Source organism: Bradyrhizobium valentinum, from assembly GCF_001440405.1.
GTDB classification, from domain to species: domain Bacteria; phylum Pseudomonadota; class Alphaproteobacteria; order Rhizobiales; family Xanthobacteraceae; genus Bradyrhizobium; species Bradyrhizobium valentinum.
Map to the genome: position 1 here is coordinate 1 of NZ_LLXX01000135.1, position 16,312 is coordinate 16,312.

At 63.5% G+C, this 16,312-nt stretch carries 18 protein-coding genes and 1 pseudogene; 9 read left to right on the forward strand and 10 right to left on the reverse strand.

What is annotated here, in order from left to right:
• Together CP49_RS23590 and CP49_RS23595 are read left to right on the forward strand one after the other, a co-directional pair.
• A partial coding sequence (locus CP49_RS23590) for a DUF2147 domain-containing protein (protein ID WP_156438599.1) occupies nucleotides 1-478 on the forward strand: 478 nt, incomplete at its 5' end.
• 171 nt (nucleotides 479-649) lie between these two features.
• Nucleotides 650-1,003, forward strand: a complete 354-nt coding sequence (locus CP49_RS23595; protein ID WP_057852580.1) for a hypothetical protein — start codon at nucleotides 650-652, stop codon at nucleotides 1,001-1,003.
• Between the two features lie 12 nt (nucleotides 1,004-1,015).
• On the opposite strand, the gene CP49_RS23600 is transcribed toward CP49_RS23595, so the two are convergent.
• Both CP49_RS23600 and CP49_RS23605 read right to left on the reverse strand, forming a co-directional pair.
• Nucleotides 1,016-1,420, reverse strand: coding sequence for a (R)-mandelonitrile lyase (locus CP49_RS23600; RefSeq protein WP_057852581.1), 405 nt, complete (start codon nucleotides 1,418-1,420; stop codon nucleotides 1,016-1,018).
• Nucleotides 1,421-1,443: 23 nt separating this feature from the next.
• Nucleotides 1,444-2,142 carry a ribonuclease activity regulator RraA gene (locus CP49_RS23605; protein ID WP_057852582.1) on the reverse strand — a complete coding sequence of 233 codons (699 nt, stop codon included), beginning with the start codon at nucleotides 2,140-2,142 and terminating at the stop codon, nucleotides 1,444-1,446.
• Between the two features lie 288 nt (nucleotides 2,143-2,430).
• Between CP49_RS23605 and pxpB the strand changes: the two genes are divergently transcribed.
• The 3 genes from pxpB to CP49_RS23620 are packed head-to-tail and all read left to right on the forward strand — an operon-like array spanning nucleotide 2,431 to nucleotide 5,023.
• Nucleotides 2,431-3,162: a 5-oxoprolinase subunit PxpB gene (gene pxpB, locus CP49_RS23610; protein ID WP_057852583.1), complete on the forward strand. Its 732-nt coding sequence runs from the start codon at nucleotides 2,431-2,433 to the stop codon at nucleotides 3,160-3,162.
• Nucleotides 3,159-4,214 carry a 5-oxoprolinase subunit C family protein gene (locus CP49_RS23615; protein WP_057852584.1) on the forward strand — a complete coding sequence of 352 codons (1,056 nt, stop codon included), beginning with the start codon at nucleotides 3,159-3,161 and terminating at the stop codon, nucleotides 4,212-4,214. The genes pxpB and CP49_RS23615 overlap by 4 nt, the downstream gene beginning before the upstream one ends.
• Before the next feature lie 38 nt (nucleotides 4,215-4,252).
• Nucleotides 4,253-5,023, forward strand: coding sequence for a LamB/YcsF family protein (locus CP49_RS23620; RefSeq protein WP_057852585.1), 771 nt, complete (start codon nucleotides 4,253-4,255; stop codon nucleotides 5,021-5,023).
• Nucleotides 5,024-5,142: 119 nt separating this feature from the next.
• On the opposite strand, the gene CP49_RS44995 is transcribed toward CP49_RS23620, so the two are convergent.
• The 3 genes from CP49_RS44995 to CP49_RS23630 all read right to left on the reverse strand — a co-directional run bounded on the left by CP49_RS44995 (nucleotide 5,143) and on the right by CP49_RS23630 (nucleotide 7,293).
• A complete protein-coding gene (locus tag CP49_RS44995; protein ID WP_197423201.1) occupies nucleotides 5,143-5,295 on the reverse strand; it encodes a hypothetical protein in 153 nt (50 codons plus the stop codon).
• A gap of 244 nt (nucleotides 5,296-5,539) precedes the next feature.
• Nucleotides 5,540-6,706 (reverse strand): CmpA/NrtA family ABC transporter substrate-binding protein, encoded by a 1,167-nt coding sequence (locus tag CP49_RS23625; protein WP_057852586.1) that lies wholly within the window; start codon nucleotides 6,704-6,706, stop codon nucleotides 5,540-5,542.
• Nucleotides 6,703-7,293, reverse strand: a complete 591-nt coding sequence (locus CP49_RS23630; protein WP_057852587.1) for an ANTAR domain-containing response regulator — start codon at nucleotides 7,291-7,293, stop codon at nucleotides 6,703-6,705. The genes CP49_RS23625 and CP49_RS23630 overlap by 4 nt, the downstream gene beginning before the upstream one ends.
• A 112-nt stretch (nucleotides 7,294-7,405) precedes the next feature.
• Here CP49_RS23630 and rimO point away from each other — a divergent pair, with 112 nt between their 5' ends.
• Together rimO and CP49_RS23640 are read left to right on the forward strand one after the other, a co-directional pair.
• Nucleotides 7,406-8,731: a 30S ribosomal protein S12 methylthiotransferase RimO gene (rimO, locus tag CP49_RS23635; RefSeq protein ID WP_057852588.1), complete on the forward strand. Its 1,326-nt coding sequence runs from the start codon at nucleotides 7,406-7,408 to the stop codon at nucleotides 8,729-8,731.
• Between the two features lie 242 nt (nucleotides 8,732-8,973).
• Nucleotides 8,974-10,170, forward strand: a complete 1,197-nt coding sequence (locus CP49_RS23640) for an acetylornithine transaminase (protein ID WP_057852589.1) — start codon at nucleotides 8,974-8,976, stop codon at nucleotides 10,168-10,170.
• A 93-nt stretch (nucleotides 10,171-10,263) separates the two neighbouring features.
• On the opposite strand, the gene CP49_RS23645 is transcribed toward CP49_RS23640, so the two are convergent.
• The 3 genes from CP49_RS23645 to pcsA all read right to left on the reverse strand — a co-directional run bounded on the left by CP49_RS23645 (nucleotide 10,264) and on the right by pcsA (nucleotide 12,789).
• Nucleotides 10,264-11,238, reverse strand: a complete 975-nt coding sequence (locus CP49_RS23645) for a quinone oxidoreductase family protein (RefSeq protein ID WP_057852590.1) — start codon at nucleotides 11,236-11,238, stop codon at nucleotides 10,264-10,266.
• 94 nt (nucleotides 11,239-11,332) lie between these two features.
• Nucleotides 11,333-12,058 (reverse strand): TerC family protein, encoded by a 726-nt coding sequence (locus tag CP49_RS23650; RefSeq protein WP_057852591.1) that lies wholly within the window; start codon nucleotides 12,056-12,058, stop codon nucleotides 11,333-11,335.
• Nucleotides 12,055-12,789, reverse strand: a complete 735-nt coding sequence (pcsA, locus tag CP49_RS23655; protein WP_057852592.1) for a phosphatidylcholine synthase — start codon at nucleotides 12,787-12,789, stop codon at nucleotides 12,055-12,057. Before pcsA ends, CP49_RS23650 begins: the two co-directional genes overlap by 4 nt.
• A 134-nt stretch (nucleotides 12,790-12,923) precedes the next feature.
• Here pcsA and CP49_RS23660 point away from each other — a divergent pair, with 134 nt between their 5' ends.
• Nucleotides 12,924-14,114 (forward strand): UbiH/UbiF family hydroxylase, encoded by a 1,191-nt coding sequence (locus CP49_RS23660; protein ID WP_057852593.1) that lies wholly within the window; start codon nucleotides 12,924-12,926, stop codon nucleotides 14,112-14,114.
• An 87-nt stretch (nucleotides 14,115-14,201) separates the two neighbouring features.
• On the opposite strand, the pseudogene CP49_RS23665 reads toward CP49_RS23660, so the two are convergent.
• A pseudogene (locus tag CP49_RS23665) lies at nucleotides 14,202-15,162 on the reverse strand (AEC family transporter).
• A gap of 123 nt (nucleotides 15,163-15,285) precedes the next feature.
• On the opposite strand from CP49_RS23665, the gene hspQ reads away from it, so the two are divergent.
• Nucleotides 15,286-15,618, forward strand: coding sequence for a heat shock protein HspQ (hspQ, locus tag CP49_RS23670; RefSeq protein ID WP_057852594.1), 333 nt, complete (start codon nucleotides 15,286-15,288; stop codon nucleotides 15,616-15,618).
• 72 nt (nucleotides 15,619-15,690) lie between these two features.
• On the opposite strand, the gene CP49_RS23675 is transcribed toward hspQ, so the two are convergent.
• A partial coding sequence (locus CP49_RS23675; RefSeq protein WP_057852595.1) for an invasion associated locus B family protein occupies nucleotides 15,691-16,312 on the reverse strand: 622 nt, incomplete at its 5' end.

A 16,312-nucleotide genomic window follows, 5' to 3' on the forward strand; every position in this document is an offset into this window, starting at 1 on the left:
CGTTGCGCCGACGGATGCCGCTGCGCCCGCAGCAGCAGCGCCCGCTGCTCCTCAAGTGCCACAGAGCGCCGCTCCGGCAGTACCGCCGGCGCCCGCCCCCGTTGCCGCACCAGCACCAGCACCACCGCCGCCGCAACAGAAACAGGCCGCCGCTCCGGCAGCTTCGACGGCTCCGCCGGCGAACTCACCGCTTGGCGTGTGGCTGACGGAGGAAAAGGAAGGCAAGGTGCGGATCGAGCAATGCGGCCCGAATCTCTGCGGCTATTCCATCGACAAGAAGTCGGAGCAGAACGGCGAGCAGGTCTTGATCAACATGAAACCCGGCAAGGATAAGTGGAGTGGCCGGATTCTCGATCCGACCACCGGCAGCACCTATGACTCGACGATCGCCCTCAAGGGCACCGACAGTCTGCGCGTTCAGGGCTGCGCCTTCGGCGGCATGTTCTGTGGCGGCCAAACCTGGACCCGCGTCAACTGACCGGCAGGCACGGCCTGTGCATTCGACCGGAGCCCCGCCGTAGCGCGGGGCTTTTCACATGAGCCCTGTTTTTTCATGGGTCCTGTCTTGGCGTCCCGTCGCGTGATGGCAGTCACAGTCACCATGGAACCGGCGTGAGAGTGTGATCGTGTCCAACCAAAGGGGCACGTCATGCTAAAGTCTCGGAAATCCGTAGTAGCCGCTACGCTGCTTGCTGCACTGGGCCTTGCGACACCATCCGCAGCCGCAACATTCGACGGCGCCTGGAATGTGCAGATCAACTCGTCGAACGCTGCCTGTAGCAGTGGCGCGTCAGTCTCGATCGGGATCAGCAACGGCCAGGTTGCATCGAACAACGCCGCGGTAACGGCTTCCGGCCGCGTCGCCGAAGCCGGCACCATCCGCGTGACCCTCGAGAGCGGCATGAAGCGCGCGGTCGGCTCCGGCGTTCTCACGGGCACGTCAGGTTCGGGCACATGGCGCGCCGCCTTGTGCTCCGGCACCTGGACCGCTCAGCGCTTGTGAAGCGGCAGGAATTTAGCCGACCTTCACGGAATACTCCGCGTCGGTCACGTGCTCCATCCAGGTGACGTAGCTTCCGTCGAACGCTTCCTGCATGGCAATGTGCGTCATGCCGTTAGTCGGCGAAGCGCCGTGCCAATGCTTCTCGCCGGGCGGAATCCAGACAACGTCGCCGGGCCGGATTTCCCTGACAGGTCCGCCCTTGGCCTGCACGCGGCCAACGCCTGAGATCACGTACAGCGTCTGCCCCAGCGGATGCGTGTGCCATGCAGTGCGCGCGCCCGGCTCGAACGAGACGCGTGTCGAGACCAGCCGCGCCGGTTGCTCCGTTGCGATGATCGGATCCTGCAACACCGTGCCGGTGAAATAGTCCGGCGGCGCCCGGCGCGTCGGCCGGGAGCCAGCGAGATGGATTTCCATGGAGTTACCTCTGCTGGTTGATGTTATTTCTTTGTAGCAGCGTAGCGCGCCTTGGTCTCGGCGTTCATCGGATAGAGGCCCGGCAATGCTGCGCCGTTGTTCACCTCGTTGACAATCCAGGCCTCCATCCGTTCCTGCTCCGACCCTTCGGCCAGCACGTGATCGAGTAGCGCCTGCGGGATCAGCACCGCGCCGTCCTGGTCGGCGACGACGATGTCGTTCGGAAATACTGCAACTCCGCCACAGCCGATTGGTTCGCCCCAGCCGACGAAGGTCAGCCCGGCCACGGAAGGCGGCGCCGCGAAGCCGTCGCACCAGACCGGAAGATTGGTGCCAAGCACGCCTTCGACGTCACGCACGACACCGTCGGTGATCAGCGCGGCAACCCCGCGCTTGACCATGCGCGCGCAAAGAATATCGCCGAAGATGCCGGCGTCAGTAACGCCCATGGCGTCGACGACAGCGATGCAGCCCTTCGGCATGGCTTCGATCGCGGTGCGGGTCGAGATTGGCGACGACCAGGATTCCGGTGTTGCCAGATCCTCGCGCGCGGGCACAAAGCGCAGCGTAAAGGCCGGGCCGACCAGCCGCGGCTGCCCAGGCCGTAGCGGCTTGGTGCCGCGCATCCAGATGTTTCGCAGGCCCTTCTTGAGCAGAACGGTGGTGATCGTGGCGGTGGACACGCCGGACAGGGTTGCGAGGGCTTCAGGGGACAGGGACATCTGGAATGCGGGCTCCGGCGGATGGGTGAAAGGTAGCGCATCTTGCGGGGCGCGGGCATCGCGTCAAGGGCTCGCGGAAACAAGCGCGATCACAACATCTTATCATCGGCATGCAGATTAATTTATTGAACTTACTGGCTGATTTCGCACGAAGCGAATTCCACTCGCGTCCAAAACACGCTACAGCTTGGCGCAGCACAGGAGCATGATCCGGAAAAGTGGGCACCGGTTTTCCGAAGAGATCATGCTCAAAAGCAAAAGCTAAAGCTGCGAGACAGTTACGAGGCCATGGCCGCGACGCTATCCCCGCCCCGCCTTTTGCCGAGTGGCGACAGCGCCATCACGGTGGAATTCAGCCGCAACATCGATGACGCCGCCAACCGGCGGGTGCTGGCGCTTGACCGTGAGCTGGCTGCAGAACCCATCGCAGGCATCACCGAGACCGTGCCGACCTATCGTTCGCTGCTGGTGCATTACGATCCCGTGTTGATCGATTTCGACAAGCTTGGCGAAAGGATTCTCGCGCTCGCGCAGCGGCCGGTACCGGCAACGGCAAAGACCCGGCGCTGGCGCATTCCGGTTGTTTATGGTGGCGAGCACGGCATCGACCTCGAGGACGTCGCAAAAACCCTCAACACCACACCCGACGAGATCGTGGCGCGGCATGTCGCCGGTGATTACCGCGTCGCCATGATCGGTTTTACGCCGGGCTGGTCCTATCTCAGCGGGCTTGCCGATACCCTGCACATGCCGCGGCGGCAGAATCCGCGCTTGCTGACGCCGGCCGGCACCATCTCGATCGGCGGGGTACAAACCGGCGTGCAATGCCTTGCCGGCCCGAGCGGCTGGCACCTTCTGGGACGGACAGCGGTGCGTACCTACCAGCTTCACCGCGATCCGATTTTCCTCTTGGAGCCGGGCGACAACGTCACCTTTGCGGCTGTCGATGCCAAGACTTTCGAGGAGCAGGATCGCGCCGCCGAAGCCGGCGAATTCATTGCCGAGCAGATCGCCTCATGAGCAAGCTCGTCATTGCATCGATCGGACCGGCAAGTTCGGTGCAGGACGGAGGACGTCCCGGCGCTCAGCGTTACGGCCTGGTGCCGAGCGGCGCAATGGATCGGCTGGCACTGGCCGCCGCGAATACGCTGGTTGGCAATGAACCGTTCACGGCGGCCGTCGAAGTCGGTCCGTTCGGAGCAAGCTTTACCGCGCGCGGCGGCGCGGCGCGCATTGCGCTGGCGGGCGCTCCGCGCAATGCCGATATCGCCGGTCGTGCCGTGGCATCGGATACTTCCGCAACCCTCGCCGATGGCGAGAGCCTGACGCTGGGCTTTGCCCGCGGCGGCTCGTTCAGCTATCTCGCGATCGAAGGCGGCATTGCCGGCGAGCCGATGTTCGGCAGCCTTGCCGTCAACGCGCGCGCCGGCCTCGGTAGCCCCTATGCGCGTCCGCTGCAGGCCGGCGACGAACTGCAGACGAAAGCGGCAAGCAGCGCGCCGGAGCGGAGGATCGAGCTGCCGGCGGCAACCGACGCGCCGATCCGCGTGGTCTGGGGTCCGCAGGATGACGAATTCGCCGACGAGACCAAAAAACTGTTTGTCGACAGCGAATGGAAGATTTCGGCAACCAGCGACCGCATGGGCTACCGGCTCGAAGGCCCTTTGCTCAAGCATCTTCACGGCCACAACATCGTCTCAGACGGTACCGTCAACGGCAGTCTGCAAGTGCCCGGCAATGGCCAGCCGATCGTGTTGATGCCCGACCGCGGCACCAGCGGCGGCTATCCCAAGATCGCAACCGTGATTTCGGCCGACCTCGGGCGGTTCGCGCAGATTCCCGCCGGGCGCGCCTTTCGCTTCCGGGCCGTCAGCATGGCGGAAGCGCAGGCCGAGGCGCGCAAATTTGCCGGATTGCTGCGCACCCTGCCCGAGCGGCTGCGGGCAATCGAAAACATTGATCTCAACATCGACGCGCTGCACGATGCCAATGTCGCGGGCCACGCCGTCAGCGCAGTCGATGCCGGAACCTGGCACGCAGTATCTCTGGCCGACGCATCGGGCCCGGACTGACGGTTACGAAATCCACTCACGAGAAGCGGATCAACATCATGACAACCATCGACCTCAATTGCGATCTCGGCGAAGGGTTTGGCGCGTGGGAAATGGGCAATGACGCCGCGATGATCGAGCTTGCGACGTCAGTGAATGTCGCCTGCGGCTTTCATGCCGGCGATGCCGACATCATGCGCCGCACCGTTGAGCTTGCGAAAGCGCGCGGCGTCAGCGTCGGTGCCCACCCTGGATATCGCGACCTGCACGGTTTCGGCCGGCGCCCGATCCCCGGCTTGAAATCTTCGGAGATCGAGAACCTCATCGCCTATCAGATCGGCGCATTGCAGGCGATTGCGACTGCGGCCGGCTACAAGGTCACGCATGTGAAGGCGCACGGCGCGCTCTCCAATGTCGCCTGCGAAGACGATATGACCGCGAAGGCCATCGCCAATGGCATCAAGGCGGTCGACCCCAATCTGATTTTCGTGGTGCTCGCCAATTCCAAGCTGGTGCAGGCGGGTGAAGCCGCCAACCTGCCGATGGTGCACGAAGTGTTTGCCGACCGTGCCTATGAAGACAACGGCTCGCTGGTGTCGCGCAGGAAACCGGGCGCCGTGCTGCACGATGCGAAGACGATTGCCGACCGCGTGGTGCGGATGGTGCAGGACAGCGCGGTGGTTTCGGTCACAGGCAAGGTGATCAAGATGCGCACCGACACCGTGTGCATCCACGGCGATACGCCGGGCGCAGTCGACATCGCGCGCGGCGTGCGTCAGGCTTTGAAGGATGCGGGGATAACGGTGGCGCCGTTCAAGACGGCAGGCTAGTACAACTCTATCCGTCATCCTGAGGCGCGAGCGAAGCGAGCCTCGAAGGATGAACAGCCGGCCGTCGCCCTTCGAGGGCCACGCTACGCGCGGCCACCTCAGGGTGACGGGTTACGTTCTCAGAACGGATGAACCGACAGCGTGCCGAACACGATGGCGGCAATGAGCGCGAACGCGCTGTAGAGCGCGGCGATATGAAACCCGGTGCCGGAACGGCGGGACACCGAGCGTGCGTAAAGGTGCAGGCGGGCTTCCGCCGATAGTTCGCGCATGATCGATCTCCAACGCGGCATGGACTGCATATGGAATATCGTTCGCGCTCCGATGCAAGATATCAGCCGAAATAGCGATATTGGCGCTCCGGCGCCCTCCATTTCGAGGGGAAAATTCCCCGCCTCCCGACCAGCGCGAGAATTTTATTCGGACCGATTTGAGCCAGTTGGAACCCAGATTGGTAAACGCTTCGGCTGGAACCGGCCATTCTTCTTCATTCGCCGAACGCCTCAGCCGGCCGAGCTAGGGCTTCCAGCGCCCGATCCCGAAGGCGGCCAGGTGTCCGGCTATATCCGCCGGATCAAATGCGGGCCCGGCAAAGGCGCCGATGGCTTCCGAGGCGTCTGGGGCCTTGCCCGGGCGCCCCATGGCGGCGTCGTAGAGGTCCGGCCTGAAGACCCCCATGGCGGTTCGGAGCGCATCCGGCCGCATCACCGTCTGACCCCAGCGCACCATTTGCGCGTAAAGCCAGGCGGCCTGCGCAGGATCGGGCCTACCCGCGCCCTCGCGCCCGACCAAAAGATAGCGGCCGCTCTCGCGCCGCTGACCATCGGGTGAAATCTTCAGCCGGCCGTCGAGGGTGCGCTGGATCACTTCGGCGCCGACGCCGAGCCGGTCCGGCCGCGCCAGGACATGCGCGGTCTCTGCGCGGTTTCCGGCATCCTCGATGTATTCGGCGGCGTGGGAAGCCGCCCGGATCAGGGCAGCCAGCGCGTCCGAATTCTTTTCCGACCAGCTTTGCCTGACCGCGAGCACCTTTTCTGCCGCGCGCACCAGGATATCAGAGACGAAATGCAGGATGTGGCCGACGCCGAGATCTACCGCGACCGAGTTCCAGGGCGCGCCGACGCAGAACGCATCGACATGGCCATTGGCGAGGCTGTCCACCATGTAGGGCGGCGGTAGCACGACCAGACGAACGTCCTCGTCGGGATCGACCCCGCCCGCCGCCATCCAGAACCGGAGCTGGTAGTTGTGGGTAGAGAACGGGAACGTCATGCCAAAAGTCAGCGGTTCCGCGCCGCTCTTGCGCCTGGTGGCCACGACGCGGGCGAGCGCCAGTGCGGTGGCCATGGGATCGACGGCGTCGCCCTCGATCTCGCTCATGATCGCGGCGTGCAGCGCCGGCGACACCGTGATCGCGTTGCCGTTGAGGCCGAGATTGAACGGCGCCACGATCGGCACCTTGACGTGGCCCAGCCCGAGGCTCGAGGCGATCGCCACGGGCGCTAGCAGATGGGCGGCATCGAACAGGCCGATATTGAGCTTGTCGCGGACGTTGGACCACGACACTTCCCGCACCAGCGTGACATCGAGCCCTTCGGCGGCCGTAAAGCCCTTGTCGACGGCGATGATCAGCGCTGCCGCGTCGACCAGTGGAATGAAGCCGATATGCAGCGGTGTGGTCATTTCAATAGCTCCGACGCGGTCAGGATCGATTGCGCGATCTCGCCGATCTTCTTTTTCTCGCGCATCGCCGTGGAGCGCATCAGCACATAGGCCTCGTCTTCGGTGAGGCCCTTCACCTTCATCAGGATTCCCTTGGCGCGATCGATCACCTTGCGCTCCTCGAGCGCGGATTTGGTGCGGTCGAGTTCGTCCTGCAGCTTGGAGAAGGCGTTGAAGCGGGAGATGCAGAGGTCGAGGATCGGCTTGATCCTCTCCTTCTTCAGGCCGTCCACGATGTAGGCGGAAACGCCGGCATCGACGGAGGCCTGGATCGAGGCCGCGTCGCTCTGGTCGACGAACATGGCGATCGGCCGCCGCACCGCGCGGCTGACCTGGAACATCTGTTCCAGAACGTCGCGGCTGGGGTTTTCCAGGTCGATCAGGATGACGTCGGGGTCGAGCGCATAGATCCGCGCCAGCAGGCTCTGCATTTCGCTGATATGCACGACGCCGGTAAAGCCCGCCTCCCGCAAGCCCTCCTCCAGGATTGCGGCCCGGATCGGGCTTTCGTCGACAATAACGATTTTCGGCGACGACTCAGCGCTCATCGATCAACTCTTAACCCGGCAGGGCTTCCATAGCACGTCAGAAGTCCCCGCAAAGCCTTGTAATTGTGGGCCATTAGGACTAGTTCGTGCTCATCAATCAGGCAGATTAGATATGCAACAGGCCGCTGCGCCCAAAGTCAGCTTTGTTTCGCTTGGGTGCCCCAAGGCGCTCGTGGATTCCGAGCGCATTATCACCCGGCTGCGCGCCGAAGGCTATGAGCTGGCGCGCAAGCATGACGGGGCCGACATCGTCATTGTCAATACCTGCGGGTTCCTCGACAGCGCCAAGCAGGAATCGCTCGGCGCCATCGGCGAGGCGATGGCCGAGAACGGCAAGGTCATCGTCACCGGCTGCATGGGCGCCGAACCCGAGCAGATCGAGGCGGCCTATCCGGGCGTGCTCTCGATAACAGGCCCGCAGCAATATGAGAGCGTGCTGGAGGCCGTGCACCGCGCTCTGCCGCCGGTCCATAACCCGCATCTGGACCTGGTGCCGCCGCAGGGCGTCAAGCTGACGCCGCGGCACTACGCTTACTTGAAGATTTCCGAAGGCTGCAACAACCGCTGCAGCTTCTGCATCATTCCAAAACTGCGCGGCGACCTGGTGTCGCGTCCGGCCAATGACGTGCTGCGCGAGGCGGAAAGGCTTGTCACGGCCGGCGTCAAGGAATTGCTGGTCATTTCGCAGGATACCTCGGCCTATGGCGTCGACGTGAAGTATGCGGGAAGTCCGTGGAAGGATCGCCAGGTCCGCGCCAGATTTTTCGACCTCGCCAAGGAGCTTGGCGAATTCGGCGCTTGGGTACGGCTGCAATATGTCTACCCCTACCCGCATGTCGACGAAGTCATCGCCCTGATGACCGAAGGCAAGATTCTGCCCTACCTCGATATTCCCTTCCAGCATGCAAGCCCGGACGTGCTGCGGGCCATGAAGCGTCCCGCCGCGCAGGAAAAGACGCTGGCGCGGATCAAGAAGTGGCGCGAGGAATGTCCTGACCTGACGCTGCGCTCGACCTTCATCGTCGGCTTTCCCGGCGAAACCGATTCCGATTTCGCCTATCTGCTCGACTGGCTCGAAGAGGCCGAGATCGATCGGCTCGGCTGCTTCAAATACGAGCCGGTTGCGGGCGCCGCCTCGAACGCGATCGGCCATGCCGTGCCCGACGAGGTCAAGCAGGAGCGCTGGAATGCGCTGATGGCCCGGCAGCAGAAGATCTCCGCCCGCCGCCTCAAGCGCAAGGTCGGCACAAGGCAGCAGATCATCATCGACGAAGTCGGACCGACGGTCGCAAAGGGTCGCTCAAAGGCCGACGCGCCGCAGATCGATGGCGCGGTCTATCTCTCCAGCCGCCGCCCGCTGAAGGTCGGCGAAATCGTCACCGCGAAGATCGAGCGCGCGGATCAATACGACCTGCACGGCAGCGTCGCGGGGTTCTAGACCGCTCGGCGCCGCTTGACATCCACTGCCATCAGGCTGTATGGGCCATCGCCATGAAACTGAACCGGACCAACCGCCGCGCCTGCCTGCGTCGTCGCTCCAGCGACGATGGGTTGCGCCGTGTCCGACGACAACGCTGATCAGCTAGTTTCAGCAAAGTTTTCGAGAAGGCCGCACCCTCAAAAGTGCGGCCTTCTTGCGTTTCGGCCTGCCCCTTCCCCAAAACCCCTGAGGAGCCTGATATGACCAACGCTGCCCATCCGTTCGACGCGCTGATGAACATCACCGCCCGCCCGCAGGCCGTGTTCGTTCGCGGTGAAGGCGCGTATCTGTGGGACGACAGCGGCAAGCGCTATCTCGATTTCATGCAGGGCTGGGCCGTCAACTGCCTCGGGCATTCGCCGCCGGTCATCGCCGAAGCGCTCGCGGCGCAGGCAAAGCAGTTGCTGACGCCAAGCCCCGCCTTCTACAACGGCCCCAGCCTGAAGCTCGCGCAAGCACTTCGCGAGAAGAGCTGCTTCGATCAGGTGTTCTTCGCCAATTCGGGCGCGGAGGCCAATGAAGGCGCCATCAAGCTCGCGCGCAAATACGGCACGAAATACAAGAACGGCGCGTTCGAAATCATCACCTTCGAAGGCGGATTTCACGGCCGCACGCTCGCAACCATGTCGGCATCGGGCAAGAAGGCGTTCGAGCCACTGTTTGAGCCGAAAGTGTCAGGCTTCCGCAAGGCCAAGCTCAACGATCTCGATTCGGTGAAGGCGCTGATCTCGGACAATACGGTCGCCGTGATGCTGGAGCCAATCCAGGGCGAAGCCGGCGTCTGGCCGGCAACCGATGAGTTCATGAAGGCGTTGCGCGCACTGACCAAGGAGCATGGCCTGCTGCTCATCGTCGACGAGATCCAGACCGGCATGGGCCGCACCGGAAAACTGTTTCACTACGAGCATGCCGGCATCGAGCCCGACATCATGACCCTCGGCAAGGGCATCGGCGGCGGCGTGCCGCTGGCCGCCTTGCTCGCGACTGAACATGCCTCCTGCTTCGAGCACGGCGATCAGGGCGGCACGTTCAACGGCAATCCCTTGATGTGCGCTGCGGGGCTTGCGGTGCTTGAGGAGGTTTCGAAGCCGGAATTTCTGAAGGCGGCTGCGGACGCCGGCCTGTTTCTGGAAAGCGAACTGCAAAAACTGTCCGCCCGGCACGGCCTCGGCGAAGTCCGCGGCCGCGGACTGTTGCTGGCGCTCGACCTGAAACTGCCGATCGGCGCCGCGATCGTGGCCGAAGCGCTTGCGGACGGCGTGCTGATCAACTCGCCGCAGCCCGATGCGCTCCGCTTCATGCCGGCGCTCAACGTCACGCGCGAGGAGATATCGCTGATGATCGATTGTCTTGATGCGATTTTGGTGAAGGCGGGTGCGGCGAGACGGGTGGCGTAACCTCTCACGTCATTCCGGGGCGATGCGTAGCATCGAACCCGGAATCTCGAGATTCCGGGTTCACGCTTCGCGTGCCCCGGAATGACGAAGGACCTACGGCCGCAAGATCGCAGCGCCCGTCGTCGCGCGGCTCTCAAGCTCCGTATGTGCCTTCGCCGCGTCCTTCAGCGCGTAGGCGTGGTTGATCGGCACGTGGAGCTTGCCGTTGATGACGGCGGCGAACAGTGTGTCGGCGCCTTCGAGCAATTCCTTGCGGGTAGAGACGTAGTCGTTGAGCTTCGGCCGCGTCGCGAACAGCGAGCCGTGGTTGTTGAGTTCGGCGAGCGGGAACGGTGGCACCGGGCCGGAGGCGTTGCCGAAGCTCACGAACAGGCCGCGGGGCCGCAGGCACGACAGGGAGCCCGGGAAGGTGGTCTTGCCGACGCCGTCATAGACGACATCGCAGAGCTCGTTGCGGCTGATCTGCTTTACCCGGGCCACGAAATCTTCCTCATTGTAGAGGATGACGTGGTCGCAGCCATTGGAGAGCGCGAGATCGGCCTTCGCCTTGGAGCCCACGGTGCCGATCACATGTGCACCGAGCGCCTTTGCCCACTGGCAGGCCAAGAGGCCGATACCACCTGCGGCGGCATGGATCAGCACGCGGTGGCCGGGTTCGACCTTGAAGGTCTTGTGCAGGAGGTACCAGACCGTCAGCCCCTTGAGCATCAGGACCGCGCCCTGCTCGTAGGTGATGTGGTCGGGCAGCTTGACCAGCTTGTCCGCCGGGATCACCCGCTCGCTGGCATAGCCGCCAAGCGTGAAATAGTAGGCGACGCGGTCGCCGGGGTGAAAATTGGTGACGCCGGGGCCGACGGCCACGACCTCGCCGGCGGCTTCGTTGCCCGCGATGAACGGCAGCCCCGGCGCCTTGTATAGGCCGGTGCGGAAGTAGACGTCGATGAAATTCAGGCCGACGGCGTGCTGGCGGATGCGGACCTCGCCCGGTCCGGGCGCCGCCACGTCCACGTCCTCATACACCAGGGCTTCCGGACCCCCTACTTTGTGCACTCGCACGGCCTTGGTCATGACAGTCTCTCCCTCGGTATTTCCTGAAGCGCCCAACTTGAAAGCGAAACGAAAGCCATCGCCGCCGTATTGTCAACTCACCGGCCAAAACCGGCTACCTGGCGGCCTTCCTGCGGTTGCGCCGGGCGAGCACATTGAACAGTTCGACGGCGGCCGCGAACAACATGGCAAAATAGATGTAGCCGCGCGGGATATGGAATTTGAATCCGTCCGCGACCAGCGCCACGCCGATCAGCACCAGGAACGCCAGCGCCAGCATCTTGGTGGTCGGGTGATTGGCGACGAACTTCGCCACCGGGCCGGACGAGACATACATGACGATGCAGGCGATCACGACCGCTGCGATCATGATTTCGAGATCCTGCGCCATGCCGATCGCGGTGATGATGGAGTCCAGCGAGAACACTATATCGATGACGATGATCTGTATGATCGCCCAGAAGAATACACTGGCCCTCGGCTCGGCATCAGGCTCGCCTTCGCTCGCCTCGACTTCGGCATGGATTTCATGCGTCGCCTTCGCGATCAGGAAGGCGCCGCCGGCGATCAGGATGATGTCGCGCCAGGAAAGATCGACGCTTCTTACGGTCACGATGGGCTCCGTCAGGCCGATCAACCATACCAGCACGCTGAGCAGCACGATGCGGAACACCAGCGCCAACAGCAGACCGATCTGGCGCGCGCGCTTCGCCTGCACCGGAGGGATGCGTGACACGATCACCGAAATGAAGATGACGTTGTCGATGCCGAGCACAATCTCCAGCGCCGTCAAGGTCACTAGCGCCGCCCAGGCTTCCGGGCTCGTCAATAATTCCATCATGCCTTGAACGACTTGATCTGCCGGATCACGGCGTCACTTCCTATTACGTACGCCCCAATGGCGCAAAGCCCGGCGACGACGGGAGCGCCCACGTTGAAATCGCAGATGAGCGTGTAGATCGCCAGCACGGCTCCGATGGCCATCAGCCACAGGGTCAGCCAGCGCAGACGCACCACCCGGATCGGATGCAACACATGAAACGGCGCGAATGTCAGCGCGATCAGGACTGCGATGCCGAGGCTGGAAAGCACAGGCGGCAGGTGCAACAAGAACAGATAAAACGCCGCGGCGTTCCATAGCGCGGGAAAACCGCGGAAATGATTGTCTGACGCCTTCATGCGCTTGTCCGCAAAATAAAGCGCACCCGACACCATAATGCCGATGCCGAGGATTGGCGCCGCTACCGGCAGCAGCAACCCGCTCGCCGTGATGGCATAGGCCGGAACGAAGACGTAGGTCACGTAATCGACGACGAGATCGAGCACCTCGCCCGACCAATTCGGCTGCAACCGAACGACCTCCAGTTTTCGCGCCAGCGGACCGTCGATCGCATCGATGATCAGGGCGACGCCAAGCCAGCCGAACATGCTGGCCCAGTGCTCGCGTACGGCTTCCAGCATTGCAAGCAGCGCGATGCCGGCGCCCATCGCCGTGAAGATATGTACGGCGAATGCTGCGGTCCGCATTCGGCTGGTCGCCGGGACGGAAACTGGTTCGGTTGTCTGGTCCATTGCTCGAGCAGTGCTATCAGGAATCGCCCCGGTTTGCATATCGGCGCTTGCGGCGTTCGGCCGCGCGATTGGGCGGAAACATTTCGGCCGGTTGATGGCTTGAAAATGCCGGTCCGAACGTCAATTGTCCCAGTATGAACGATGCATCGCAACTTTATGACGCCGCCGTGATCGGCGGCGGGCCGGCGGGGTTAACCGCGGCCATCGCGCTGGCCGCAACTGGCGCGAAGACCGCCCTGCTCGCGCGCCGCGTCCCCTATGCCGACAACCGCACCACGGCGCTGCTCGGGGCTTCCACCTATCTGCTCGAACGCCTGGACGTCTGGTCCCGCTGCCGGGACAAGGCGGCCGCCTTGCGGACCATGCGCCTCGTTGACGACACCGGCCGGTTGATCCGTGCGCCCGAGGTGCGGTTCACCTCGGAAGAGATCGGTCTCGAACAGTTCGGCTACAACATCGACAACCGCTCGCTGATGGTCGCCCTCGAGGAGCGTGCCGCCGGGCTTTCGAACCTGACCCGATTTGACGATGAGGCGGCAACGATTGACCCGCGGGATGCGGCCGTTGCCGTCCGGACCGGCAAGGGCGAGCAGTTGGCCGCGCGATTGGTGATCGGCGCGGACGGCCGGCAGTCGCCTTCCCGCGAGGCGGCCGGAATCGGGATTAGCCGGCGCGACCTGCATCAATCGGCGCTGACCTTCAACATCACCCATTCGCGGCCGCATAACGGCATCTCCACCGAGTTTCACACCTCGCAAGGCCCGTGCGTATTCGTCCCCCTGCCCGGCAACCGCTGCAGCGTGGTGTGGGTTTCGGGGACCAGGGAAGCCGAGCGGCTTATGTCGCTCAGCGACGACGAATTGTCGGAGGCTGCGGAAAGGCAGTCGCACTCCATTCTCGGCCGCGTCCAGGTTGAAGCCGGGCGCAACGTCTTTCCACTGACGATCGAACGTCCCGACCAATTCGCCCGCCATCGTGTCGCGCTGGTCGGTGAATCCGCCCATGTGGTGCCGCCGATCGGCGCGCAGGGCCTCAACATGGGATTGCGCGATGCGGCCGATATCGCCGACATCGCGGGCAGTGCGATCTCGCTCGGGGAGGATCCGGGATCGCCGGCGGTGCTGGCGCGCTATCAGTCCGCCCGTCGCGCCGACGTCGCGAGCCGGTTGATTGCCATCGATGTCGCAAACCGTTCATTGCTCAGCGCGTTCCTGCCCCTGCAATCGCTGCGGGCGGCGGGCATGCACCTGCTCGGTTCGTTCGGCCCGCTGCGGCGGCTCGCGATGCGCGAGGGACTGGCGCCCACCTGGAAGCGCGTGAGCTAGCTCCGGACGCCAGCGTGAGGGCTGCGACCTGGCCCAACTCTACTTTGCATGGGGTTGTTTTCGCGATTTTGTATCTCCGCGCCACACTTACGGAAACACCAGCCGTCCGCTCTGGATGAACCACATCACGCTGGTCAGCGTGACCACGGAGGCGAAGGTCCCGATCAGGACGGCGACGGACGCCGGCTCGATCCAGGTGTTGTTCTGCCGGGCGATCACGAACACGTTCAGCGCCGGCGGCAGCGCGGCCATCAGGACAGCGGTCGCGGCCCAGGGCTGCGCAAACGGGCCGAACAGCAGCATCAATCCAAACACGATGAGCGGATGGACCAGCAGCTTGATCGCGATCACGCCGGGCACTTCCCAGGGTACGCGATCGAACGGGCGCAGCGCCACGGTAACGCCCAGCACGAACCACGAACAGCGCCGTCGGCGCCGCGGCGTTCTGCAGGAACAGCAGCGTCTTGCCGATCGCGACCGGCAGTTGGATATGCAGCGCCGCCGCAAGTGCGCCCGCGGCGGCCGACATGATCAGCGGGTTCATGATGATCTGCCGTGCCGCGATGCCAACGGCGTGCAACATCGACGGATGCTTGCGATCGGTTAGCGCGATCAAGAGCGGCACGATCGAGAACAGGAAGATGCTGTCGCAGCAGAAGATCAAAGCCGTAGGCGCCGCCGCCTTGCTGCCGAGCACCGCGAGCGCGAGCCCAGGTCCCATATAGCCGATATTGCCGTAAGCGCCGGCAAGGCCCGCAATGGTGGCCTTGCGCAGCGACAGTTCGCCGATGAAGCGGCCGGTCACCATCGCAAGCACGAACGCGCTCACGGTTGCCAGCGTGGTCGCGATCAGGAATGGTGGGTTGTTCAGTTCGGAAAACGGCGTCTCCGACATGATGCCGAACAGCAACGCCGGCAGAGAAACATAGAGCAGGAAGAAGTTCATCCAGGCGAGGCCTGATTCCGGCAGCCCTTTGGTCTTGCCGCAGGCAAAGCCGATGAAGATCAGGCCGAAATAGGGAAGCGCTAGGTTGAGGATATCGACCATCTCGGAAACGTCTTTTCGTTAGTAATTTCGAGGGCATGGCGTCAAATCTGGCGACCACACGTAAAGGTTAATTCGTCCTATTGCCCCTAGCATCGGCCACAATCATGGTCTATTCGACGGGACATGATCAAAGCGCGCACCGCCAAATTTCAGATCGGGCAGATCGTCCGCCACCGGGTGTTTTCATTCCGCGGCGTGGTTTTCGATATCGATCCGGAATTCAACAATACCGAGGAATGGTGGTTGTCGATCCCTGAGGAGGTCCGGCCTCACAAGGATCAGCCGTTCTATCACCTGCTCGCGGAAAATTCGGAGTCCGAATACGTCGCCTACGTCTCCGAGCAAAACCTGCTGCCGGACGATTCCGGCGAACCGATCCGGCATTCGCAGGTGGCCGAGATTTTCGTGAAGGACAAGTCGGGCGGCTACCGTCCGCGCAATCCATCGCTGAACTAGCCATCTCTGTGCCGGCAACGAAAAAGGCGCCCCGGTCGGGCGCCTTTTGTGTTTTGTCGAACGACGCGGCGCTTACTTCGCCGCCGGGTTGGCGCCAGCGCCAGCCCCCTGCTGCTCGAGCTTCTTGCGCTGCTCTTCAGCCCGCTTCTGCAGCTCTTCCTGCAACTTCCTTTGGTTTTCCTCGAACTGCTTCGGATCGGTCGGCGGGCCGTCATAGGCCTTGGCGAATTCACCCGCGAGCGGCAGCGGCAGCGTCAGCGGCGCGCCGTTGGAATTGATAGCCTGAACAACGAGGTTCTGGCCCTTCTTCAGGTTGGCAATCAGCTCAGGGGTGGCTTCGTAGTCGGACATGCAACCGTTCTGGAAGCAGATGACATAGGGGCTCTGCTGCGGCGCGTTGCTGTCGACGATGATCCGGGTTCCGTGCACGAGCTGCATGCCGAGCGGAAGGGTCACGCGCAGGAGCTTCTTCGGCTCGCCTTCCGGCTCGATGATCACGGCGGCAATGACCGGCTGGCCCGACTCGATGCGACCGTCCTTGCCGGTGAAGCACACCTGCTTGGCGTTGGCTTCCTGACCCTTGAGGCAGAACTTGGTCCAGGGGGCGTAGATCAGTTGGACCTGCTGTTCCTGCGGCGGAGCCCCGCCGGCCGGGGGAGCGCCAGCCGGCGGGGCTTGCGCGGCCGGAGCGCCG